The organism is Paenibacillus sp. p3-SID867 (assembly GCF_025142895.1).
In the GTDB taxonomy this organism is placed as follows: domain Bacteria; phylum Bacillota; class Bacilli; order Paenibacillales; family Paenibacillaceae; genus Paenibacillus_AQ.
The window spans coordinates 254,036-277,871 of sequence record NZ_JAMBDM010000003.1 but is presented as its reverse complement, the minus strand read 5'-3'; the positions used below and the strand labels follow the sequence as shown (position 1 = coordinate 277,871).

26 protein-coding genes are annotated in these 23,836 nt (G+C 49.3%); 6 read left to right on the top strand and 20 right to left on the bottom strand.

The genetic code is table 11. The annotated features are described in order from the left end of the window. Window positions 1-96 precede the first annotated feature (96 nt). On the top strand, window positions 97-1,011 hold the full coding sequence (locus M4D81_RS07445) for an AraC family transcriptional regulator (protein ID WP_260065375.1): 915 nt from the start codon (window positions 97-99) through the stop codon (window positions 1,009-1,011). A gap of 131 nt (window positions 1,012-1,142) precedes the next feature. Further along, window positions 1,143-1,535 (top strand): DoxX family protein, encoded by a 393-nt coding sequence (locus tag M4D81_RS07440; RefSeq protein ID WP_260065373.1) that lies wholly within the window; start codon window positions 1,143-1,145, stop codon window positions 1,533-1,535. 232 nt (window positions 1,536-1,767) lie between these two features. On the opposite strand, the gene M4D81_RS07435 is transcribed toward M4D81_RS07440, so the two are convergent. The 6 genes from M4D81_RS07435 to M4D81_RS07410 all read right to left on the bottom strand — a co-directional run bounded on the left by M4D81_RS07435 (window position 1,768) and on the right by M4D81_RS07410 (window position 7,475). Beyond that, window positions 1,768-3,009 carry an MFS transporter gene (locus M4D81_RS07435; RefSeq protein WP_260065723.1) on the bottom strand — a complete coding sequence of 414 codons (1,242 nt, stop codon included), beginning with the start codon at window positions 3,007-3,009 and terminating at the stop codon, window positions 1,768-1,770. A 142-nt stretch (window positions 3,010-3,151) separates the two neighbouring features. Further along, window positions 3,152-3,430 (bottom strand): DUF6171 family protein, encoded by a 279-nt coding sequence (locus tag M4D81_RS07430; protein ID WP_260065372.1) that lies wholly within the window; start codon window positions 3,428-3,430, stop codon window positions 3,152-3,154. Window positions 3,431-3,439: 9 nt separating this feature from the next. Then, window positions 3,440-4,933, bottom strand: coding sequence for an alpha-N-arabinofuranosidase (locus tag M4D81_RS07425; protein ID WP_260065371.1), 1,494 nt, complete (start codon window positions 4,931-4,933; stop codon window positions 3,440-3,442). 194 nt (window positions 4,934-5,127) lie between these two features. After that, window positions 5,128-5,874, bottom strand: coding sequence for an amino acid ABC transporter ATP-binding protein (locus tag M4D81_RS07420; protein ID WP_311200614.1), 747 nt, complete (start codon window positions 5,872-5,874; stop codon window positions 5,128-5,130). Window positions 5,875-5,889: 15 nt separating this feature from the next. Next, on the bottom strand, window positions 5,890-6,549 hold the full coding sequence (locus M4D81_RS07415; RefSeq protein WP_071220281.1) for an amino acid ABC transporter permease: 660 nt from the start codon (window positions 6,547-6,549) through the stop codon (window positions 5,890-5,892). A gap of 158 nt (window positions 6,550-6,707) precedes the next feature. Continuing rightward, window positions 6,708-7,475, bottom strand: coding sequence for an amino acid ABC transporter substrate-binding protein (locus M4D81_RS07410; protein ID WP_127592358.1), 768 nt, complete (start codon window positions 7,473-7,475; stop codon window positions 6,708-6,710). Between the two features lie 283 nt (window positions 7,476-7,758). Between M4D81_RS07410 and M4D81_RS07405 the strand changes: the two genes are divergently transcribed. Further along, a complete protein-coding gene (locus M4D81_RS07405; protein WP_260065370.1) occupies window positions 7,759-8,484 on the top strand; it encodes a hypothetical protein in 726 nt (241 codons plus the stop codon). A 224-nt stretch (window positions 8,485-8,708) separates the two neighbouring features. On the opposite strand, the gene M4D81_RS07400 is transcribed toward M4D81_RS07405, so the two are convergent. From M4D81_RS07400 to M4D81_RS07360, 9 genes are all read right to left on the bottom strand, one after another. After that, entirely contained in the window at window positions 8,709-9,224 is a 516-nt protein-coding gene (locus tag M4D81_RS07400) for a hypothetical protein (RefSeq protein WP_260065369.1), read from the bottom strand. 334 nt (window positions 9,225-9,558) lie between these two features. Then, the gene (locus M4D81_RS07395) at window positions 9,559-10,488 is read right to left on the bottom strand and encodes a manganese-dependent inorganic pyrophosphatase (protein ID WP_260065367.1); all 930 of its coding nucleotides are present in this window, start codon (window positions 10,486-10,488) and stop codon (window positions 9,559-9,561) included. 126 nt (window positions 10,489-10,614) lie between these two features. Next, window positions 10,615-11,637, bottom strand: a complete 1,023-nt coding sequence (locus tag M4D81_RS07390) for a UDP-N-acetylmuramate dehydrogenase (RefSeq protein WP_260065365.1) — start codon at window positions 11,635-11,637, stop codon at window positions 10,615-10,617. 202 nt (window positions 11,638-11,839) lie between these two features. Next, complete coding sequence (gene rpoD, locus M4D81_RS07385) at window positions 11,840-12,790, bottom strand: RNA polymerase sigma factor RpoD (protein WP_071220275.1); 951 nt, start codon at window positions 12,788-12,790, stop codon at window positions 11,840-11,842. Between the two features lie 206 nt (window positions 12,791-12,996). Then, a complete protein-coding gene (gene nagZ / locus M4D81_RS07380; protein ID WP_260065363.1) occupies window positions 12,997-14,340 on the bottom strand; it encodes a beta-N-acetylhexosaminidase in 1,344 nt (447 codons plus the stop codon). A gap of 149 nt (window positions 14,341-14,489) precedes the next feature. Further along, entirely contained in the window at window positions 14,490-14,651 is a 162-nt protein-coding gene (locus tag M4D81_RS07375; protein WP_181469803.1) for a hypothetical protein, read from the bottom strand. 117 nt (window positions 14,652-14,768) lie between these two features. After that, entirely contained in the window at window positions 14,769-15,617 is an 849-nt protein-coding gene (locus M4D81_RS07370; protein WP_260065362.1) for a DegV family protein, read from the bottom strand. A 149-nt stretch (window positions 15,618-15,766) separates the two neighbouring features. Then, window positions 15,767-16,120 (bottom strand): GIY-YIG nuclease family protein, encoded by a 354-nt coding sequence (locus M4D81_RS07365; RefSeq protein ID WP_100537905.1) that lies wholly within the window; start codon window positions 16,118-16,120, stop codon window positions 15,767-15,769. Window positions 16,121-16,147: 27 nt separating this feature from the next. After that, entirely contained in the window at window positions 16,148-16,903 is a 756-nt protein-coding gene (locus M4D81_RS07360) for a DUF2087 domain-containing protein (RefSeq protein WP_071220271.1), read from the bottom strand. 157 nt (window positions 16,904-17,060) lie between these two features. On the opposite strand from M4D81_RS07360, the gene M4D81_RS07355 reads away from it, so the two are divergent. Continuing rightward, complete coding sequence (locus M4D81_RS07355) at window positions 17,061-18,359, top strand: MFS transporter (RefSeq protein ID WP_260065359.1); 1,299 nt, start codon at window positions 17,061-17,063, stop codon at window positions 18,357-18,359. Here the strand turns inward: M4D81_RS07355 and M4D81_RS07350 are convergent. The 5 genes from M4D81_RS07350 to M4D81_RS07330 form a co-directional block, all read right to left on the bottom strand. Continuing rightward, window positions 18,349-19,026, bottom strand: a complete 678-nt coding sequence (locus tag M4D81_RS07350; protein WP_260065347.1) for a DUF4166 domain-containing protein — start codon at window positions 19,024-19,026, stop codon at window positions 18,349-18,351. The genes M4D81_RS07355 and M4D81_RS07350 overlap by 11 nt on opposite strands. Next, window positions 19,010-19,963, bottom strand: coding sequence for a DoxX-like family protein (locus M4D81_RS07345; RefSeq protein WP_260065345.1), 954 nt, complete (start codon window positions 19,961-19,963; stop codon window positions 19,010-19,012). Before M4D81_RS07345 ends, M4D81_RS07350 begins: the two co-directional genes overlap by 17 nt. Window positions 19,964-20,152: 189 nt before the next feature. After that, entirely contained in the window at window positions 20,153-20,791 is a 639-nt protein-coding gene (locus M4D81_RS07340; protein ID WP_260065343.1) for a response regulator transcription factor, read from the bottom strand. Then, a complete protein-coding gene (locus M4D81_RS07335; protein WP_260065342.1) occupies window positions 20,788-21,855 on the bottom strand; it encodes a sensor histidine kinase in 1,068 nt (355 codons plus the stop codon). Before M4D81_RS07335 ends, M4D81_RS07340 begins: the two co-directional genes overlap by 4 nt. 2 nt (window positions 21,856-21,857) lie before the next feature. Beyond that, entirely contained in the window at window positions 21,858-22,133 is a 276-nt protein-coding gene (locus tag M4D81_RS07330; protein ID WP_260065340.1) for a hypothetical protein, read from the bottom strand. Between the two features lie 262 nt (window positions 22,134-22,395). Here M4D81_RS07330 and M4D81_RS07325 point away from each other — a divergent pair, with 262 nt between their 5' ends. Continuing rightward, entirely contained in the window at window positions 22,396-23,109 is a 714-nt protein-coding gene (locus M4D81_RS07325) for a polyphosphate polymerase domain-containing protein (RefSeq protein WP_260065338.1), read from the top strand. A 3-nt stretch (window positions 23,110-23,112) separates the two neighbouring features. Then, window positions 23,113-23,823 carry a DUF4956 domain-containing protein gene (locus tag M4D81_RS07320; protein ID WP_071220264.1) on the top strand — a complete coding sequence of 237 codons (711 nt, stop codon included), beginning with the start codon at window positions 23,113-23,115 and terminating at the stop codon, window positions 23,821-23,823. Window positions 23,824-23,836 lie beyond the last annotated feature (13 nt).

The following is a 23,836-nucleotide window of genomic DNA, read 5'->3' as shown; positions in this document are numbered from 1 at the left end:
CTTTTGTGCCGAATATTCAGAATCGAGAAGAACCTATTATGATACAATATATGGCATAATCATTGGAATTTTCGAAGCAAAAGGAGCATGACCATTATGGATATCGCTTTTCGCTTTCCCAATATGATTCATACGCTTCAAGTAACGGGATGTCATTTTGATTCCCAGCCGCCCGGCTGGAGTTATCCCAGGCATCATCATCACCTGTTTGAGCTGCTGTACTGTCTGGAAGGCGAGGTCCTGCAGGAAATTCATCGGGAGTCTTTTACGCTGCGGCAAGGAGAATGGCTTCTGATCAAATCCGGAGTCCCCCATCAAACCACGAATCTGGCCAACAGGCAATATGGATACTTTAATGTTCATTTTGATCTCGATGATCAGGAAATTCGAAGCTCATTATCCGCTGCCCCTTACCGCCACATTCTCCAGCAGGAAAGCGCGCACAGCAATCTGAAGGCATACGTTCAAGAGCTGGAGGGAATCGTTCGACGCAGTCAGCCGGAAGCCCATTCGCTTCAACCTGAGAACCCGAGGGCTGAATACAATCTCACTTTTGAAGACAGACTGCTGCTCCAATCCTATACATTGCTCATCATCCACGATGTGCTTTCTCTCCTGAAGGTGCAGGATGAGGTCGAGCTGCCTTCATTGACACAGGCAGTATCAGGCTCCCACAAGCCGTCTTCCTTGCTTGCAGCCGATGCGGCGCATGCCATTGAAGAGAAGCTGTCATCAGGGCTCACAGAAGAGATCTCTGTCGCAGCCGTATCCAAAGAGCTGAATTTAAGCCGCAGCCAATGCAGCAAGTTGTTTCGCCAAGTTTACGGAATATCGCCAAGACAATATATCAGCCGACAAAAGCTCACCCTGGCCAAAGAGCTGCTGGTCACGACCCATCTGCCAATGACGGCGATTGCCGACAAACTCGGCTTTCGCTCAGCCAGCCATTTTTCAAGGCAATTCCGCCGCTGGACCGGGCAGTCGCCGACAGAATACCGTCCCAGACACTAAGTCGTGAAACCTGATTATTTTTAGTAAGTTACTTGACAATCAAAAGCATAATTGAGTATGATACATTCTATAGTTTCAGCTATATAAAAGTTAGTTGATAACCACTTAAAAATAAGGAGCTGTTACCATTCATGCGTAGCTATTCTTCTATGGGTACTTGCATTATTCGGGTTATTCTGGGCGTCATCTTTTTGGCTCACGGTTTGGATAAATTCCAGAGCGGCATCGGCAACATCGAGGGCTTTTTCGCCAGTTTGGGAATCCCCGCATTCATGGCGACCGTTGTGGCCATTATCGAAATTGTGGGTGGTATTGCATTGATTATTGGGTTGGGAACGAGAATTGCTTCCCTTGTTCTTGGCGTTGTGCTTGTCGTAGCTATTTTTCAGGCCAAGCTCGGCATGGGCTTCCTGGGTGGCTATGAATTGGATATTGCCTTGCTGGCCATGGCCGTTCATCTTGCCCTTAGCGGCAGCAGCCTGCTCTCGGTCGATTCGTTGTTTAGCAAGAAAAACAAAGCCTAAAGGATACGTAAAGGTTTGCCGGTAATCCAGGCGACGACCTTATGTAAGAATAATGTCAATCGACGTACTCTCATATAAAACAGACCGCGTTTAACGGTAGTTTTTCTTGCGATATCAGGCAGCACATCCTCCGAAGTTTATACTTTCTGATATCTTAGAACATAAAAAGAGCCGCACCTGACGATCAGTCTCCCAAGATCCTGATCCAGTGGTACGGCTCTTTTTTTACATGTTATGAAAAGCTGCTGCCGCCCGTTTCTGCCGTTAAAGCCGATTTCCTCTGCAGTCTCAGAAGCGCGAACGACAACCCTGCGGATATCGCAATACAGATGGAGCCTGCAATGTACACCATGCGAATGCCGAGTGTATCCGCAATTAGACCCATGAACGCAATCGATAAACTCGTTACCGTGGACAGCAAAATATCACGCGAAGCGTAGATTTTCGGCAGCAGCTCTTGATCCACACTGGATTGGAGCGCGGTTTGCTGCGCCACATCCCGCAGCTGATAGGCTGGTCCCATTGAAATGCATAGGATCAATGCCATGATCGGGATACTGTTTAGGCCATACCACAGGGTAAGCAAACTGAACACCGCTGATCCTACGGCCATGCATGGAATTAGATTTTTCTGGATAAAGGAAGACAGGAGCAGCATCAGCAGCCCACCCGCAATGGCGCCTATATAATAACTGGCATTAATGAATCCCCACCAAGCTTCGCCTTGATGCAGCACTTCCTTGACATACACCAGCGTGATCGCCCCCACCCAGATGGTTCCCGCGATCCCTTCAATCATATCCATCATCGTGACGATTCTTAATGTCGGATTTCGCCACAGGTAGAACCAGCCTTCACGAATCACTTCCCAGCCTGGTTTCGCTCCTCCCGCCGCAGCCGGTTCCTTCTCCTTCATGGAGCGTGCTGTGATCCAAAGGCACAACACGGATACCCAGATGAGTACGCAGCTCATGATTAACGTCGGCATATGTCCAAACCGTACAACGAGAAAGCCCGTGAAGGTATATCCTGCAATCTGCAAGGATTGACTGGTCACGGATAGAGAGCTGTTAGCCTTAACCAGCCGGTCAGGTGCAACTACTCTCGGAACCATGGACTGAATTAGCGGGTTTCCCCATCCTTCGGTAAAAGCAATGAACAAGATAAACATACACAGCACGGAAACCTGAGATGATATGTAGGGAAATGCGATAACCAATGCGGTTAACAACAGGGCTTTCATGACTTGAAGCCTCACCAGAAGCTTGGAGAAGCCGAATTTCTCCATCACAAGCGGAGCCGTAAGGCCGGCGACTAACCGTGCGACTGCGTTAAACAGCGGGAATAACGCGGCAATAAAGGCCGATCCGGATTCTTGATACATAAAGGTAGTCAGTACCATGATGTAGACAACGCCTGCAAGCGAAATGCTTGAATGCGCGGTCCAGTAGTATAGAAAGCCTCCTCGTTTCATGTCCACACCCTGTTCTGCTGATCTTTTTTCTAATAGTCATAACATAGGTTGAGAGTTTCTGTAAAGATAACGGAAGTTCCCCCATACTAAAAAAAGCCTGCTCCCATGATCCATCCATGAGAGCAGACTTACTATAACTCGGCTATGAAGCGCTATGGGCAACCGACCAACGGTCCTGCCCCGGATAAGGACATCGCTTGTCTTTCAGCTTTGCAGTGATCTGTACGATGCAGCCGCACAGCGTGCATGTCGTGTCCCCTTGCAGCTTTGGACAAGAGAAGCACGCATGAAGACGGGCATCATACTCACCATCCGGCACGCAGCGGTCAGACGTAAACATAGGAGAAGATAGGACGCGCGTAATTTGTTCCTCGTTAACCCGGTAATCGTCATGACAACCTTTACACCGATTATCCGCCATCCCCTTCGTTTATCCTGCCGTAATCTCGAGGACGGTAACGGACATTGGTGCCAGCTTGGCACGCAGAACGTCGCCTTCCTGTTCAAAAGCATGGAAATCAGCCGGCTTCAAAGTCTCCGGCGATTCAAAGGTGTTGTGAGCGTCCAGCGAATCGGAGGCTAGCTGCTGGCCTACGATCTTGGACACCGCTCCGCTTAATCCCCGAAGCTGAATCGTCACGTCACTTTGCTCCGCATGACTTACATTACACAGACTCACATGGATCTTGCCGGCTTGATCCTTCGAGGCCGTTACGGATACTTGCGGAATCTTCTCGCCGTCCATCTCATAATCAGCGCCGCTGTAGTTGGTAGCCAAACGTTCTGCGTCCTGATGAACTTTATACATATCGAACACATGATAAGTCGGAGTAAGAATCATTTTCTCGCCTTCGGTTAAAATGACGGACTGCAGCACATTGACAATCTGCGCAATGTTCGCCATGACCACCCGATCATTATGCTCGTGGAAGATATTCAGCGTTAAACCCGCCACCAGAGCATCACGGATCGTATTCTGCTGATACAGGAAGCCCGGATTGGTGCCAGGCTCTACGTCAAACCAGGTCCCCCACTCATCTACAATGAGGCCGATCCGCTTGTTAGGATCATACTGGTCCATGATTGCCGAATGTCTCGTAATCAATTCATCCATATGAAGCGCCTTCTTCATCGTGGTAAACCAATCCTGTTCGCTGAATCCGGTAGCGGCGCCTTTGCCTGTCCAGAATTCGCCAGGAATGGTGTAATAGTGAAGACTGATGGCATCCATGAAAGGATGTGCTTCTCTCATCACGGTTTCCATCCAGCGGTAATCATCCACGTTCGGTCCGCAGGCAATCTTGTAAATCTTGTTATCGCCATAGTTGCGAACATAAGTCTGATAGCGTCTGTACAGATCCGCATAATACTCCGGCCGCATATTGCCGCCGCAGCCCCAGTTCTCGTTCCCGACGCCAAAATATTTTACATTCCATGGCTTCTCGCGGCCATTCTCCTGGCGCCATGCGGCCATCGGCGACACGCCATCAAAGGTCATATATTCAACCCATTCCGACATTTCCTGCACGGTGCCGCTGCCGACATTGCCCGATATGTATGGTTCACAACCCAGAAGCTCGCAAAGACGGAGGAATTCGTGGGTGCCAAAATGGTTGTTCTCCACAACGCCGCCCCAGTGCGTATTGACCATTTGCTTCCGATTCTCTCGTGGACCGACGCCGTCCTTCCAGTGATACTCGTCGGCAAAACAACCGCCAGGCCAGCGCAGCACCGGTATATTTAGCTGTTTCAGCGCCTCCAGTACATCATTGCGGATCCCCTCCGTATTCGGAATCGGTGAATCCTCTCCAACCCATATGCCCTCATAAATGCAGCGACCCAGATGTTCGGAAAAATGACCATAAATATTGCGGTTGATCTTGCCTTTGGATAAATCCGAATGAATGGTAATAACATGACTCATGACTTATTCCGCTCCTCACCGTTGTTTTATAGATGTTTATATGAAACAGTTTAGTAATCTTTAAAACAATGATATCGACCAAACCGGATTCCGTCAACCCGTAATTTAAACGCTTTCACGAAATAGCCTTATTTTTCACCAAAAAAAGACCGGCCCAAGCCGATCTTCCGATCGGGCTCTGAGCCAGTCTCTCTTCAACGCGTCGCCCGGATTAAAAATTCCCGGGTTCGCTCTGCCTTTGGTTGATTAAATATTTGATCAGGCGTGCCGGATTCGACGACCTGTCCGTTATCCATGAAGATAATTCGGTCCGCCACTTCTTTGGCAAAACTCATCTCATGCGTGACGATCACCATCGTCATATGCTCCTCGGCCAGCTGCTTGATAACCGCCAGCACCTCGCCGGTCAGCTCGGGGTCCAGCGCCGATGTCGGTTCGTCAAACAGCATGATGTCCGGATTCATCATCAGTGCTCTCGCAATGGCCACACGCTGTTTCTGTCCGCCCGACAGATTCCCGGGGTATACATCTGCTTTATCAGATAAACCGACCTTCTTCAGCAGAGCGGAGCTGTTTAACCTGACTTCTTCCTTTGACTGTTTCTTCACATGTTTAGGTGCCAGTCCCAGATTCTCCTGTACCGTGAGATGAGGAAACAGGTTGAAATGCTGGAATACCATGCCCATCCGGGATGTGATCGCTTTGATCCCCGGCGGGCTGGCATATACGCCATCCTTCACGAGATATTGATCCTGCAGCTTGATCGATCCGCCATTAATCTCCTCCAGATGCACCAGGCTCCGCAGCATGGTGCTCTTCCCCGATCCGGAAGGTCCGATGACGGCAATCACTTCATTCTTCTGAATCTCAAAGCTGACGTCCTTCAGCACGTCCAGCTGGCCGAAGGATTTTTTTACATGGGTTACTTCGATAATTGCCATTACACGACAGTCCTTCTATTCATATTTAAATCGGCGTTCCAGAAACTTAAATAACATGGTTAACACGAGCGTCATTAGCAGGTATATTACGCCTGCAATGAAAAACGGCATAATCGTAACATCGCGATTGACCGCCGTATAGGCGAAGTGCAGTAACTCCGGAACCGCTACGGCATACAGCAGCGCCGTATCTTTTACCAGCGTAATGGATTCGTTGGATACCGCCGGCAGGGCTACGCGAAACATTTGGGGCAGAATCACTCTCGTGGTCGTTTGCCAGCGGTTCAGGCCCAGCACCTTGGACGCTTCATATTGACCCTTGTCAATCGCCAAGAGGCCTCCCCGAAAGATTTCCGCAAAATAAGCGGCATAGTTCAGCACAAATGCCAAACTTGCGGCTACAAAACGGTCCAGAACGAGATACTCTCCGATCACCGGCAGCACTGGGAGCCCGAAACAAAAGAACAACAGCTGCAGCAGCAGCGGGGTACCACGAAACACATAAATATAGGCATTGGCCAACCAAGCCAGCGGCTTGATTGCGCTTCGAACCATTAACGTGAACACAAACCCGAGCGGGATGGAGACCACGATAGCAATTAAAAACAACAGTATCGTTGTCTGTGCACCCTCCAGCATCGGTTTGCCGATTTGCACAATGTAATCCATACTCATATACGCTTAACTCCTAATGGAAAAACTTCTTGAGTTGCTTGAAGTTCTTCAAAAATATCGTAGACCCAAGGCAGGGAACACAAAACCGGAGCCTTTGGTCAAAGTCCGGTTTCTTGAAATACCTATGGAAGGATGAATAACCATCCTTGTGGAACGTCTTACTTCAACACTTTGTTTTCGCCAAACCATTTCTCGGAAATCTTGGCTGCCGTACCATCGGCATTCATTTCGTCCAGTGCTTTTTGCAGGCTTTGAAGCAGCTCCTCGTTGCCTTTTTTAACCCCGATCCCGTACTGCTCCGGTGCCAGAGATTCCTCGAGAATCTTGTATATTCCCTCTTCCTTGGACATGAAGTATTTCATCACCACTTCGTCTATGACCACAGCCTCTACGCGTCCATTCTTCAAATCGCTCAGAGCCAGCATATTGTCAGGGAATTCATTGATCTTCTTCACTTGCGTGTGAATCTCGTTGGCGCTTAACGCATCGGCAGCCGAGGACAGCGACTGCAAACCGATCTCTTTGCCTGCCAAATCGCTGATCGAAGTTATATCCGAATCAGCCAGCACGGCGACGACCTGACTGTTCTCCAGATAAGGCTTGGTGAACAACACTTTCTCCTTGCGCTCATCGGTGATGGTATAGCCGTTCCATATCAAGTCAATGCGGCCGCTGCTAAGTTCGGACTCCTTCGATTTCCAGTCAATCGGCTGGAACTTGACTTCCTTGCCCATCTTCTCAGCGGCTGCACGGGCATAATCGATATCAAAGCCGACAATTTCATTGCTCTCGTCACGAAAGCCCATGGGCGCGAACTTGTCATCGATCCCGACAACCAGCTCATTGCCGCCGCTTGCTGAGCTTGAACAGCCGACTACGGTTAATAACAGCATGAAACCTGCTAATACTGATGCTATCTTTTTCACCAAAAAATCCCCCTTGTAGACATTAAACGCAGCTATATTCTGGATGCAAATGAATTCGCATCAGATGCAAATACTGCTTTTTCGCTTTAGTACGTTATCAAGACTCCATGATACCATATTAGCATAGAAGAGTCGATAGTTTCATAGAATGGTCAATTTTCATCGCCTGATATGAAATTTATGTATTTTCATCCTATTTTAAGGTTATTTTAAGGATGAATTCAGTTTAGCGGGAAAGAATGATGGACTGTAAGACCAACATCAAGAAAGGCGGTAAACAACAATGACAACCCACTTGAAGTCAGTGAAGCGGCTGGTGCTTGTCGCCATCGCTGTAGTCATGGGCCTCGCTTATCTTCCCGACTCGGTCTCGGCGGAACCGATCGGACAGCAAACAGAATCATCGGCTGTTCCTTCTTCCCAGGACGAACGCGGGCAACATAAACCCGGTCATATGTTCAAGGCAATCTCCGAATTTCTGAAGCTGGAACCGCAAGTTCTTCGAGATAAACTCAAAACCTCGACACTCGCGGAAATAGCCAAGGAACAAGGTGTATCCAGAGAGGCCGTAAAAGCCAAGATCGTTGAGCTGTTGAAGGATAAAATCTCCTCGCATCCGAAGCAGCTGGGCAAATCCATTGATTACTCCGCTGCCGCGGACAAGCTGCTTGATGCCAAAGGCGGGTGGCAGAAGCAGCGGATGCATCATCGTCATGGCCGGCTGATCTCGGATAGCGACGAACTGGCCAAACTTCTGAAGACGACGCCGGAAGCACTCAAGCAGTCGCTCCAATCCGGAAAATCGCTGGCACAGATCGCGAAGGAGCAAGACGTGCCCGTCCAGTCCGTCATTGATCAACAAGTCCAGGCACTCACGAAGCGCCTGGATCAGAAGTTGACCGAAGGCAAACTGACGAAGGAAGAATACGAGGAGCGCAAATCCAGAATTGCTCCGTTCGTGAGCGATGTGGTGAATGGTAAACTCAAACCGATGAAACACAGCCGGTAAAGTGCCCGCTTAACGCATAACCTTTTGTCATTGAATAAGAAAAACGTCTATCGACGTACTTTCCCAGTAGACAGACCGCATTTATGCGGAAGTTAATCTTGCGAGATAAGGATGCTAAGCCTCGGATGTTTATGCTTTCTTGTCTCTAAACACAAGAGCCGCTCCATCGGGGAATAACCCATGAAGCGGCTCTTTATCGTCCGTTTATTCTATTTAACATCCATTTAAGGCACGTATTGCTGGATCATCTTCACTACGACGCCATCTTCGACGGTGATATGAAATGGAAACCATTTCAAGTCTACGATATCATCATTTTCGTAGATATTCGTGAATTTGTCCAGGCTCACCATCTGGTTCCAGGAAATCTGAGCATCCTCATACCTTCCGGTATGATCGTACAACTGAAGCAGCACTTCGGCATCATCTGCCACAGGAAGTTCAATCTGTTCTTCCGTATCATTTACGATATAATAACCATCCGGTGCTTCCGTCATCTCAGGGTCCTGCTCCCGTTCGCGGAATACCTGATTTGCTTCCTCGCCCTCGTACCATTCAATCGGATCTACTTGCAGATAGACCTTGCCGTCTCTGATCTCAAGCCCGTTAATATAGACAGCTTCCTGATTCGAAGCTTTCGGAACCGGCTCATAATTGTTGCCTGAGGCTACGCCAACGGTTGTCATCATGATCAGTACCAGCAGCATCATTGCTCCCAATTTCCAAGCCGACTTCTTCATCTTCTCATCGCTCCCTCTTCATCTTCTATTAAATGGATTCAGCTCGTGAACCCAACCCGGCTTATCGCGCATTACATATTAGTAACCCAATTCCTGGATATTTGAAACGTATATGTATTTTATCATTCATAACTTTATTATAAGGACCCACTAGGTAAAATGGATGTCAATTTGATGTAAATTCATTACAATATTTCAATCTTCGGAAGCGCTTAAATACGGGACGATGAAGGATCGTACGCTATGTCGAACCGGGAAACATCCCAAATAAAAAACAAGCCCTCCCCGCTGATTCCTCAGTCGATGGTCAGGCTTGTTTAGATTCACACAAAAATTATTGATTGAATGCTTCGGTCAGGACAGGAACAATCTGCGATTTGCGGGAAACCACGCCTTTAAGAAGAGCCTTGTTCTCCGACAGGGACACATTGTAGGCTTTCTCAACGGCCTTGGACTCTTTACCGAGTGCAAGAGCGATCGAATCGTTGTTCAGAATATCTGTCACTACGAAGACGAACAGGTCCAGGTTTTTGTCGGCAATAATCGCTTGAATTGCATCTTCGAGTTCGGCTTGGCGGGACAATACATCATTGGTATCCACCGCGTTAACCTGTGCGATTTCCACTTTGGCTCCGCCCATTTGGAATTCCTTGGCGTCCAGGGAGATCAATTGTGCGATGGTTTTGTCGCTCAGATCGGCGCCTGCCTTGAGCATCTCCAACCCATAGCTGTCTGCATCCACGCCAGCGATCTCAGCCAGCTCGCGAGCTGCAGCGATATCTTCGTCTGTGCAGGTTGGGGATTTGAACAACAGGGAGTCCGAAATGATGGCGGACAGCATCAGGCCAGCAATTTCTTTGCGAACGGCGATACCTTTTTCCTTGTAGATCTTGTTCAGAATGGTAGCTGTGCAGCCGACAGGCTCCGCACGGTAGTATAATGGGTGGCTTGTCTCAAAATTCGCGATGCGGTGATGATCGATAACCTCAATCACGCGAACCTGATCAATGTCGCTTGCGCTTTGCTGACGCTCGTTATGGTCCACGAGGATAACGTCTTGGGCTTCGTTTGCAACCGTCTCAACGAAACGAGGAGCTTCGACCCTAAAGTAATCGAGCGCATATTGCGTTTCACCGTTAACGTCTCCAAGACGTACGGGCTCGGCGGAAAGGCCGAGCTGGTTCTTCAAATCAGCATAAGCAATAGCAGAGCAGATTGTGTCCGTATCCGGATTTTTGTGTCCAAAAATTAATGTTTTTGCCATATATAATGCCCCTCTCGCAACATAAATTTCATCGTTTATATCAATAAACAGATGATCACCTATCTGATTATATCGTTAAATTCTACTTATTCCAATTCCTTTACAGAGATTATTTTCAGACCGTGTTTATACCAATACAATTTCCGGTTCCGGAACGAATCCAAAATGGTTGTTAATCGACTCCGAGATCAGATTCATCAAGTAGAGGATATCCGTTGCCTTCGCATGCTTCTGGTTCAGAATCATGTTGCCGTGATGCGGAGAGATGATCGCGCCGCCATATTCGGTTCCTTTCATATTCAGCTGATCCACGAGCGAGCCGACGGCTACTCCATAATCATAATTATTTTTGAATACGGAACCGCAGGACGGGTAGTCGAAATGGCGTTTACTCGTCCGGTACTTGATGATGTCAAGCATCGACTGTGGCGTCTCTATTCCCCTTCCTGCCAGCGCGTGCACCTCGCCCAGAAAGAATGAGAAGAACGATGGCAATGAGGATGGATGGCTTCCGCGAGTCTTCCACTCCGTGAGAAGTTCAGACGTCATGCTGATCTGTTCCTCCGAACTGACCGGAATATTAAGATCGGCCCCTACTATGATCCACGGATGCTGCTGGAAGATGGATTGCTTGTATGCAAATAAACAGTCCGCTACGGGAATGGACCGTACCTTTAAGTTCGGATCCGTCGTATCGATATAATAGACGGTGTCCAGAATATCGCAGATTTGACGTGCATTATATTTAGCGTTCATATAGATGCCGGCCCCTACGCAGCCTGGCAGCAAAAAAGTAAAATCAAGCAAATCCGTTCCACCCATTAACCCCATCAAGGACAACAACGACATCGGCGCGCCGGATGAAACGTACCATTTATCGCCCGACACCCGCAGCTCCACCAGGTTTTTGAGCGATATAAACACCAGGTCATGTTTCGGTTCATCCGGAAACAGAATATTGGAGCCCATTCCAAAGATGTACCATGGCATCCCGCGTCTCCTGCAGTCCTGCAGGAGATCCGCCAGGTCATTTGCCGTTTCAGGCATGGCCAGATAATTGGCTGAGCCGCCGATCCCATACGTCGAAAAAGCAGACAGCTCCACATTGCGCTTGCACAATCGGTCGATAGCAGATGTATGTAAAGTCATCGTAGACATGTCACTCCCTATTCTTCACATTAGGCACAACATTCCTTACTAAATGTGGGGATGTTACATCATTATGATCCAACTGCTTAGGTGGTGTCAATCTGGAGCAGACTCCAGGCGAAATAGCAAAAAATCCCTGGATTACAGCCCGTAGACCGTAACCAAGGATTCATTCATCATCTCTTTATTTGTCCCCCAGGATTTATTCAAGGAAATCCTTGAGACGTTTGCTGCGGCTCGGATGACGCAATTTACGAAGCGCCTTCGCCTCGATCTGCCGAATGCGTTCACGCGTAACGCCGAATACCTGGCCTACTTCCTCCAGGGTGCGGGTCCGTCCATCCTCAAGTCCAAAGCGCAGCCGGAGCACATTCTCTTCACGCTCGGTGAGCGTATCCAGCACTTCCTCCAGCTGTTCCTTCAGCAGCTCAAACGCTGCGGCATCTGCCGGCGCCAATGCGTCCTGATCCTCAATGAAATCACCCAGGTTGGAGTCGCTTTCCTCGCCGACCGGCGTTTCCAGAGACACAGGTTCTTGGGATACCTTCTGGATCTCACGTACTTTTTCCGGCGAGATATCCATCTCTTTACCGATTTCTTCCGGTGTCGGTTCGCGTCCCAGCTCCTGAAGGAGCTGCCTGGAGACACGTACGAGCTTATTAATCGTCTCTACCATATGCACCGGAATCCGGATGGTTCTTGCTTGGTCAGCAATCGAGCGGGTAATCGCCTGGCGAATCCACCAAGTGGCATACGTACTAAACTTAAATCCCTTGGAGTAGTCGAACTTCTCCACCGCTTTGATCAGGCCCATATTGCCTTCCTGTATCAGATCCAGGAACTGCATTCCCCGGCCAGCATAGCGTCTTGCTATACTTACAACGAGACGAAGATTCGCTTCGGCCAGACGGCGTTTCGCTTCTTCATCTCCCTCCTCTATTCGTTTGGACAGTTCCACTTCTTCATCGGCTGTAAGGAGGGGAACACGACCGATTTCTTTCAGGTACATGCGAACCGGATCGCTAATCTTGATGCCTGGTGGAAGTGAGAGATCGTCATGAACCGAAAAATCCTCTGTCGGAGAATTAGCCGCTTTCTCTGTTTCCGTAACCTCTCGTTCCAATGCAAAATCCGCACTTTGACGGTTCTCCATTCTATGCCCCCCTGTTGACAATCCCATATTTTCATGCTAATCTAGCATTAGGTTATTATGACATTAAGCCAATAGTTATTTATCCTTCATTCTAGCATATTTTTCACACTATATCAACTTCTAATATATTCTAGTTCTGTTCACCCGATCTCAGGCTGAGATCGGGTTTTTATATGCTTCATCTTCTTACACTACATATGCTACGTTTACTTAAGCTGATCTAGTACCGCTTTCGTTTCTTGATTCAGCGATTTCACATCGGGAGCCTTCACGGGCTCATCGCTCAGCTGATATTTGTGCTTTAGTTCAAGCGTTGCCCTCACCCGGTCGTTCAGCATCTCCTCCGGGATCACGCCGCTATGGGCAGCCTCGGTTAATGCCTGAATGACGGCTTCTTCCAATGCATATTCATGTCCGATCAGAATCATGTTGCTCCCTGCTACGACGGACTTCACGGAAGCCTCTCCTACGTCTGTGCTGCCGGAAATCGCCCCCATTGTCATATCATCCGTTATAACGACACCCTTAAACCCCATTTCTTCCCTTAACAAATCGTTGATAACGGGTTTCGAATAGGAGGATGGCGTATCCGGATCGATGCTCTTCATCAGCAGATGCGCAACCATGACCACATCGGCTCCTTCATCAATCGCTTGTTGAAACGGTACCAGCTCCAATTCATGCAGTCGCTTCAGATCATGGTCAACAACGGGCAGCCCAAGATGGGAATCGACCGAAGTATCGCCATGCCCAGGGAAATGCTTCACTACAGGAACGACACCATTCTCCTGTATCCCCTTCATTGAGGCGATTCCATGCGTGCTTACGGTTTCGGCCGTTGTGCCAAAGGATCGATCACCGATGACCGGATTGTTCGGGTTGCTATCAATATCCAGCACCGGAGCAAAAACCATATTGATTCCGACTCCCGACACCTTCTGCGCGATAAGACCGCCAACTTGCTTGGTCAGGGTAAGATCATCGCTCCTCCCAATTTTACCACTTGACGGCAGCTTCACGTATTCATCAGGAAAACGGGTAACCCGTCCGCCCTCCTCATCAATGCTCAGCCAGAGCGGAACCGGATTCGCAGCATTTGCTTTTTTCAGCTCATTCAGCAGGTCTGCCGACTGCTTGGCGTTCTCGATATTATCCTTAAAAAGGATTATACCGCCTACATGGTAATCCTCCAGCAATCTGCGCGAGGTATCATCCATGGTAGTCCCTTCGATTCCAACCAGCACCAACTGACCGATCTTCTCCTTGACGGTCATGCTATTCAGAAGCTCCGTTACCGCATCTTCAGTCCCGTTCTCGGGCAGATCCCCTTCCTCGCCTTTGTTGTCCGAGCTGCCAGATGGACCCGGAGTCCCGTCTTCATCAGCTGGAGACGGGGTCTGCGGCTCCTGTATTTCCTCCGACGGCGAAGCTCCTTGTCCGTTGTCCCCGGGGTTGCCCGGTTCGGCTCCGCCCCGACAACCTGTCACAGCCAATAGCAAGATGACAACCAGCATCGTTAAGCACATCCATTTTGTCTTACGCCTCAACATTGTCACCTTCCTTCAAATTCACACTACATATATTCGTCCTCTGTTCCATAGAGTCCTTCCATCATAACATGATTTCCATACAGTCCAAACCAGCTGAAGCTGCCCGCTTGAAGTACAAAAGAGCCGCGTCAATAGCGACCCTTCTTCGCCTATTTAAGCAAGCCGAGCTTACGGGCTTGCTCCTCTGTTAATATAAACTGCTCTGTGTCCCACACTTCATCCTCATCCGTTCTTCCGAACATCAGCATAATATCATCCCATATATTCTTTTGCATCGCTTCAGCTTGCGTGATAATCACCTTCATATTCACGTCATTCCTTTCCTTGGAACCATCTCCTACTACATATACAACCATCAAAGATCATATCGAATCGAATCACAAGCAAAAGCCTGCAGATAGTATCTGCAGGCAGGATCTGTACTATAACTAGGAATATGCAGGATGATATTTAATCCACGCCATGGCAATGGTGCCTTCGCCGGCATGAATACCCGCAACGGGAATAAAGGTCATGATTTCCGTTTTCAACGCCGGATGGGCTCCGCTGATTTCCTTCTGGATCTCCTCGGCCTCTTCTACGTTGTTCGCGTGCATGATGCAGACCTTTTTAATTTTCTGCAAATCCATTTTCATAAGCTCCAGCATTCGTGACTTGGCCTTCTTGAACGTCCGGATTTTCTCTTCCACAATGACCTTGCCTTCATCAAAACGGAGCAGCAGATGAATGCGGAGCAGGTTGCTGAGAAGAAGCTGGGTGCCGGATACCCGGCCGCTGCTATGAAGCCGGTGCAGACTTGCCGGAATAAGGTAGAACGACATATTTTGTACCATGGACTGGATTTTATCTTTTATCACCTGCACGGTATCCCCCTGGCTATGCCAGTGTATCCCGGACATGATCATTTCACGTACCGGAAACGCTCCCGCTTGGGAATCGATGCCAACCACGGGTACCTCGGCAATCTCTGCCGCCTGCATAGATGAATTCAAGGTACCGCTGAGCTCGGATGAACAGTGAATGGCGATGATATCATCATACTTCACTTTCAAGGATTCATATAATTCGATGAATTCACCGATTGGAGGCTGTGAACTGCTGACTTTCGGTTCATCTTTCATTCTTTCATAAAAGGCCTCAGCCGAAATATCAATTCCTTCCCTGTACTCCTCCTGTCCAAGTATCAACCTCAAAGGTACAATATAAATATGATTTTCCTTGGCGAAGTCAGGATCGATCGTACTCGTGCTGTCGGTTACCCATGCTATGGATCTCATTATCGTATTCACGTCTCGCTTTCGTGTAGTAAGAAGTAGGAAAGGAAGCGATTAAAGCCGCTAAATTCATCATATCTTACCCTTACAGCGTATTGCAAACGAAAGGATTGTGATTTCATGGCTGCACATCGGTTCGCCACACAAAAGCCTTATTTTCGCTCTGCGTTATACCCCTTTTCTCCAAAAGGTTCCAGCTGTTCAATCCAATATGCCTCCCGTTTGCTGACCGCGTCCTTCAGATCATAGAACGGATCCTGCTTCGGTTCCATGGTCTCCAGAATCTCGAAGACAAAAGCATCCTCGCCATACTCATTCCATTCCCGCTGAAGCGTCTTATTGTAGCTCGTTCCCATCTGCAGCTCGAATCGTTTGCCGTTCATGGTCTTCAAGTTATTCGTTCCGGCCACAAACACTTTGCCGTTCTTTGTGTTTCGAATTTGATACACGCCTGCTTCGATCTTGATTTCCTTATACATTTGATTTAGTTCCTGTCTGCGATTCATCGCGTTAAACCCTCCTAATCTTAGCGTTTACGTCGTTAACCAGTACTCGCTTCCATCATCCTTGCGATCCAAAAAACCATATTCAATCAAATACCGGCGAATCGTCACATAATCGGGATGGTCCCTCCCGATCGTATCGTTGATTTCTTGCTCCGTATATTTGACGTCCGGTTGAAAACGAGCTGCGATTTCTCGCAACACGACGTACTTCTGCTTCTCTTTGAGCTTAAATGTCTTCAGCGGACCATCGGTCCCTTCAGGAAACACCTTGGCCAGGATCGCTTGCCGCTCTTCTTCGGTGACATTGTAGCGCTCATCCACCATCTTGGCCCGCTTGGGAATCTCCACAAATGCCGGTGCATGGTCATCCTTTTCCTTCAGCAGCTCCATTAAAGTCAGCAGAACTTTGGACTGTCTTTCCTTCTCCTTCAAGGCAAACCGGTGATTGCGAATCGTCGAAGCACTGCCTATGCCGAGCTCCTGTTGCACCTCTTTATCGTTCATGCCTTGATAGAAGAGCTGCAGCAATCGATTCTGATGCTCGGTTAATCCAGTCAGCTTCTTATCGAGCCCTGACAGATACTGAAATACGGAGCCATGCTCCCGGCGGATATGAATGGTCATGTATCGTTCTGACTCATATAACACATCCTGGTCCGGATAGATGATCCCTTTCTCGATCGTCTTGCCGCACAGGAGGCATACCCATACGGGACCTTCGTCGATATAACCTTGCTTAAGTTCATCTATAGAAGCATTCCAGAAACGCTCGTTCGGATCCAATGCAAACACCACTTTTCATTTAGTAATTTATATAGACATTTTATATTTTTGTCTATAGCATGTCAATCACACTTCATTTCGATATATTATTTCTTCCTCCCTTCTGTAGAACCTGCTAGAATAGAGGTTGCTGCTGTAAAATTTAGGGGGTATCATCATGAGTTTCATCCAACAGTCGGCAAAAGAAATGCGTTCTTGGCCGCGCAACATCAAGCTGTTTTTTCTAGCCAACGTGCTGTATCAGATCGGTACCGGCATGTTTAGCGTGCTCTACAATTTGTACATACAAGGTCTTGGGTATAATGACTCCATGAATGGAACAGTGGTCAGTATTCAATCCCTGGCAACGGCATTAATGTTCATTCCGATTGGCCTGATCGGAGACCGCGGCAGCCGTAAGCGAATCCTCGTCCTGGGGGCATTGTTAAGCGGTGCGGGGCTGATCGCGCGCTCTTTTCTGGAGAGCGAGTTCAGCTTGCTTGGTCTTGCGGTATATACCGGTCTGTTCGCATCCTTTTTTCAGGTGCTGGCTATCCCCTTTCTAGCGGAAAACACGGCGAAATCGGCTCGCATGCGGATCTTCAGCATTCACGCCTCGCTTGTCCTTGCTTCTCAAGTGCTCGGCAGCATGGGAGGCGGATTCTTGGCGGATGCCCTGCAGGCCGTTGGTATGAATAAGGTCGGCAGCTTGAAAACCGTGCTATTCATAGGCGGCCTGGCTACCTTGGCGGCATTTATCCCGCTCTTATTCACAGCCGATCAGAAGGCCGAAGACATACAGGCACTGGATGCACCGCTTCCTGATCATCAACCGGCTCAGGCAGGAAGAGCAGTAAACGCCTCCGGTTTGGGGGATTACAAAATCATCGGGCAGTTCGCGCTTGCCCAATTATTAATCGGCCTGGGCTCAGGGCTTGTCGTGCCTTATTTGAATTTGTACTTTACCAACCGCTTCTCGGTATCGTTATCGGCAGTCGGCATTCTGATATCACTCGGACAAGTCATGACGATTGTATCGATGCTGATCGGACCAACGCTGGTAAATCGGGTGGGAGCCGTCAGGGCCGTTGTGCTCTTTCAAGTCCTATCCTTGCCCTTCCTGCTGTTAACCGGGTTCACGAACGTACTCCTCATTGCATCGGTCGGCTTCCTGTTCCGCCAAGCCTTGATGAATGCCGCCAATCCGATACAATCCTCGATTCTGATCGACCGCGTACCGGATCACCGAAGAGGAATCGCCAATTCGGTTACGCAAACGGCCTTCATGCTGGGCTGGGCCACCATGGGACCCGTACAATCCAAACTCGTCACCACTTACGGCAGCTATTGGGGGTATGCGATCACATTTTGCATTACCGGAACGCTTTATGTTGTATCTTCGTTTCTATACTACCGAATGTTCCGTGAGCGCAAGAGCAGCAGCCTCTCCTCCTCCGATACCGCCGCTACTCTCTAGCCTCAACTCGCAGAGGTTTTACATGTTGCGGAACGGCTCCATCGGCCACAGCAATGGTCCGGGCCTGGAAACTTCCCTTGTACCGGAAGACAGGCCCCAATATCGGATTGCGCACCTCAACGGATATCCGGTATCGTTGATTCCCGTCATCATACCATTCGTTTACATCGGCTGTTCCGGTGAACCACCGGGGAAATCGAAACTGCAAGAGCCCCTCATAAAATCTCTGCTCCCCCGATTGAATGCAAATGCCGCCGCTCTCCCCCGCGGCTATCCGGAGATCGACCGCCAAGTGCTGTTTATTCCCTAAATAATCCACAACTCGGCTCCGCTGCGTACTATAGATCATCGTGGCATCAAACCGCCTTTGGACACCCGGAAAATCAAAGCTGCGACACCAAGTAACCGTTTCTCTTCCCCATTCGTCACGATAAGCATAATTCTCAATCCGAAACGGGATCCCTTTCCCTCGATTCGGAAACATAATATGCCGCATCGTGCCGATATAGAGAGGCAGTGCAGCCCAAGGCGCGTACCAGATCTCTTCCATGACGCCTTCGCCAATCGAAGCGATGTGATCCTTGCTGTCAAACCCGAACCGCTCCCGAATTTTGGGATGGAGCATTTGAAATTGCGAGCCTAGCGCTTGTTCATAGATCGAGGTCACGTCTTTCCCCTCCTTTGCGGGATTTATCCCCGGGGACGGGTTTTCGTGCCGGGCGGTAGGCGCTTGGTAAATCTGCAGCGGACAGCGAAGCCATCAAGCAAAACCCCATCATGGATCCACTAAGCGTTAACGGATTGAACGGAGCCTTCATTAACTGAGGATCTGTTATCCATGCGCCAAGCATCAAGATCGCAAGCAAGATAATTTGCAGCCTGTACCAATACCGACTCTTGTGAAAGAGCAGCGTTAATAAGCTGACGCCGATCTCGGCCATGCCGAGTAAGGTTAGCACCAACCCCTCCTGCTCTCCAGCCAAGCCCGACTGCCTCAACAGATCAAGCTCCCCGGCTTCCGGGAACAACAGCTTCGGTACCAACCCCTCATAACACCATAGAACGACCAGCATCATCACGCTCAAGGCATGGATGAATGCCTTCCGGATCGTTACCGAGGGCGGAATATCCTTCTCTGCCCACAATCGCAGCACATCAAAGCTCCAAGCCGTCGCCAGGCCGAATAAAGGCCGGAACAACAAACGGTCAAACCAGGCGCCCGCCAGGCCGAACCGCGTTTTGTAATCGTATTGGGTAGAGAAACGTATGCCCCCGCTCCCCTTGTCCGCATACTTCCAATAGCCGCTTCCCTCCCGAATGAGGGAGCTGCGCTGATCCGAGCCGAATCGCAGCACCGAGATCCGTTTCCCCGTCTTCGGGTGAACAGCCGTTTTCGTGGCTCCCGCCCCTGTCACTTCCAGTCCGAACCCAATGCGGGTTTTATATAAAAACCGCTGAATATCCGAATCAGCCTCCGGTACATAATGAATCTCGGAAAATCGCAGATCCCACTGTTGATGCAGCTCAGGCTTTTGCGTCAACGTCCACAGTTTATCCATATCCGTCTGGATATCGAGTTCAACATAGATCGGATTTCTCTTCATGCGCTTAGCTCCCCTCGGGATGTCCCCTAGTTTCTTAAGCCGGACACCTCTCTATCTACAAGTCATTTTACAGCCGCCGGGGACTCGCCGTTAGACCTCACTTTTGTAGAACATACCAAGAAGAGGTACTACGTTTCGTAGTACCTCTTCCGATCCTTCGATATGATCCAGTCTTAATCCGCACCGGTGCTAGTTGTCATTCTCTCTTACAATCCCTTTCCGGCGGACCTTCTCCACGGCTTCCTTGCTGCTTCTTACCCCGAGCTTTTTTAAAATTTTATTGATCTGGTTCTTGAGCGTGCTCTCGGTTTTGAACAGTTTCTGCTCCATCTGGGAATGGGTGTACCCTTCATCCAACAGATCAAACACCTCACGCTCCGCAGGCGTTAAGCCGCGAAGCTGCTCTTCGCGCTTGAGGCGGGCAAATTCCTTGAGCAGCACCTCCATCGACCCCGGATGAAGCACGGCGCTTCGGATCGCTGCCGGAAGCTCCTTAAACCTTGGCTTCTCAATATAATTGACGGCTCCAGCCGTAAAGGATTGCATGATCACCAGCTCGTCCCCCAGCGAGGTCAGCATGATGACCTTGGCCTGCTGTTTACGCTCAAGAATTTCGGCAGCCGTGTATATCCCGTCAAGTCGGCCTGCAGTCAGCTGAATATCCATAAGCACGATGTCAAAGGAGAGAATTTGCGCCATCGCAATCGCTTGTTCGGGCGACTCGGCCGTGCCGACAACGATCATGTCTTCCTGCGCATTCAGAAAAACGGTCATCGATTTAACCCAATCCGGATCATCCTCTACCAAGAAGATTTGTATGCGGTTCAAGCTTCTTCCCTCCCGGATAAACGAATGATTTTACTACGCGGAAAATATAACGAAATCTCCGTACCAACCGATTCGCGGCTCTCCAGACTTACGGAACCACCGCTTTTCTTCATCACGTTATAAACATACGACAAACCAAGCCCGAAGTTATCTTTATTGTTGCCCTTGGTACTGTAAAAAGGTTCAAACACAAGCTCCTGCTGCGCTCTTGGAATGCCGGTCCCGTTATCTTTAACGGTAATCGCCGCTCCTTTGCGGTCAGCCGTTATCGTTATCGTAATCAGCCCACCCTCAGGCATTGCCTCCACGCTGTTGCGAATGAGATTGCTGATCGCTTCCTTCAAATGGACGGTATCCGCGAGCAGCCACGGCCGCTGGCGGCAGATTACGTTCAATTCGACGCCATGCCTGCGCAGCAGATCCTGCTCGCGGAGCTGCAGTTCTGCAAGCAGCTGATCCACGCGGACTGGCTGCTCCACCAGCTTAAACGCCTTCATCTGCTGCTGCATGCGTCCCACCATGGCAAGCAGATGCTCGGATGAATTCGCTATGACTTCAAGCTGTTCGATGGCAACGCCGTTGTCCTGTGGCAGCAGCCGCTTTACATTTTCCGTGCTCATCGCAATCTTCCCGATCTCGTTCTTAATGGTATGATTCAGCATCGATGTCCCCGAGCTGACGGCCTGCATCGTGCGATCCAGCGGATCGCGCTCGAATTTCAGGCGTACACCCAGGACGCCGTACACAAAGGTACAAATGACGGCAACGCCCAGCGAATACAGAATGAACAGGGACACGTACCGGAATGAATCATAACCGGGCGAGATCAGATTTCCCACATTAATCAGCAGCATCACGCCGAGCAGGGTAGGCACCATAATCCAGGTGGTGATCCACATGCCTTTGCGTTTTTGCGGATTCATCTCGTGCGACAACGCGCGAATTAGCAAGGCACATGCGGCCACATAATAGGGAACCGTCCACACGAATAACCAGCCATAATGAATTCGGTAAGCTTCCGTCAAAAGCACCTGGGCCAGCATCGCGAGCACCGGCAGAAACAAACCTATTTGAAATCGCGCATTCTCTTATGATCCTCGGGCCTCCGGGTATACACCATGCAAAATATTAACACGCCGTACGGTGTCAACGTATGGTTGAGAAATTGAATCCACGGCTCGTACCGGGCCGCGATAAACCCCGCAGGCACAAGCAAATCTGTCAAACCGCCGATGCCTGCGCTCCACAGAAAAAAAGCCGCCCAGCGGTTCACCTCGCTCCGAGGCTGGTTGAACAGCAGCACAGCCGCCGCGCTCCAAAGCGCTACCACATAATATATCATGACGCATCGTCCATTCTCTTTGCGAATATATTTTCATCCTACCACAATTGTTACGGCAGCGGGACCTCTTAGCTTGCCTCCACGAACAAGTCGGATCCCATCAAATCATGAATTTTGTCTTGCTTCGATACTTCGATTTTTACATAGCGAAAACATTCAGTTTACATTCAGCCGCATTTAAGAAAGATATCAGGAACGATTGATAGGATAGATTTCGTAAGCAATCAAGCACACGAATGATAGAGAGAAACGAGGTGGAACCATGACAACCCAATTAAAATACCGGAACGAGCTTAAATTTTTTGTGAATATTCACCAGTACCGAATCATCCGTCAACGATTAAGAAATCTGGTGACCTGCGATCAGCATGCAGGGCCCGGCGGGGAATATCACATTCGAAGCTTGTACTTTGACGATATCAACAACAAAGCCTTATACGAGAAGCTTGCTGGGGTTCGGGACCGGGTGAAATACCGCATCCGTATCTACAACGTAACCGACAACACCATTCATTTTGAGAAAAAAATCAAATTCCGGGATTACATTGCCAAGCTGAAGGAGCCGCTCACAAGGGAGATGGCCGATCAGATCATGGCCGGTCAATACGAATGTCTCTATCAGCCGGACAAGCCATTGATGATGGAGCTGTATCACGAGATGAAGCATAAGCTGCTGCGGCCCAAGGTCATTGTCGATTATGTCCGCGAGCCGTATGTCTGCGCCAACGGAAATGTCCGAATTACGTTTGACAAGGAGCTTCGAACCGGCCTGCACTCCACGGATCTGTTCAATCGGAATCTGCTGCCCATCCGGGCGATCGATGAGAATCTGATTATACTCGAGGTCAAATATGACGAATACATCCCGGATTACATCAAAATCGCGCTGCAACTGGAAGGACTGGGCCGTCAATCGGCCTCCAAATACGTGATGTGCCGTAAATTTCTGAAATATAACACATGGGAGGATCAATAATTCATGAATACCACATCGACTTCAAGCAATACGAGCACCACCAATTTTTCGGATATCGTCAAAAAATCCGTGATGGAAAATTTCGTATCCGATATCAGCATCGCCAAAATTCTGATTACGCTGGCCGTTGCCTTTGTTATCGGGTTATTCATCTATCTGCTCTATAAAAGAGTCTTCAGCGGCGTGCTGTATTCCAAAAGCTTTAACGTGTCTCTGATCGGGATGACCATGATCACGGCCGTTGTCATCATAGCCATTAACTCCAATCTCGTGCTCTCACTCGGTATGGTCGGCGCACTCTCCATTGTCCGTTTCCGTACGCCCATCAAGGACCCAACCGATCTGATCTTCCTGTTCTGGGCCGCAGTTGCCGGGATCGTAACCGGAGCCGGGTTCTACACGCTGGCTGCCATGGGCTCCATCGTAGTCGGTCTGATCCTGTTCTTCTTCATTAAAAAAGCAACGGTGGATACGCCTTATCTGCTCGTGATTCATTGCGAGAATGAACAGAGCGAGCAAGCCGTAAAAGAGCAAATCGGTCAAGCCGTGAAGCGTTATAATCTGAAGCAAAAAACCGTGACCCCAGGCAGCATCGAGCTGACACTGGAAGTAAGGCTGCGCGACGCCGAAGGCCAGTTCGTGAACAAGCTGTCCCAGTTGCCAGGTGTTCATAACGCGGTTCTGATCAGTTACAGTGGCGACTATGTATCCTAAGTCAGGCGGTGGT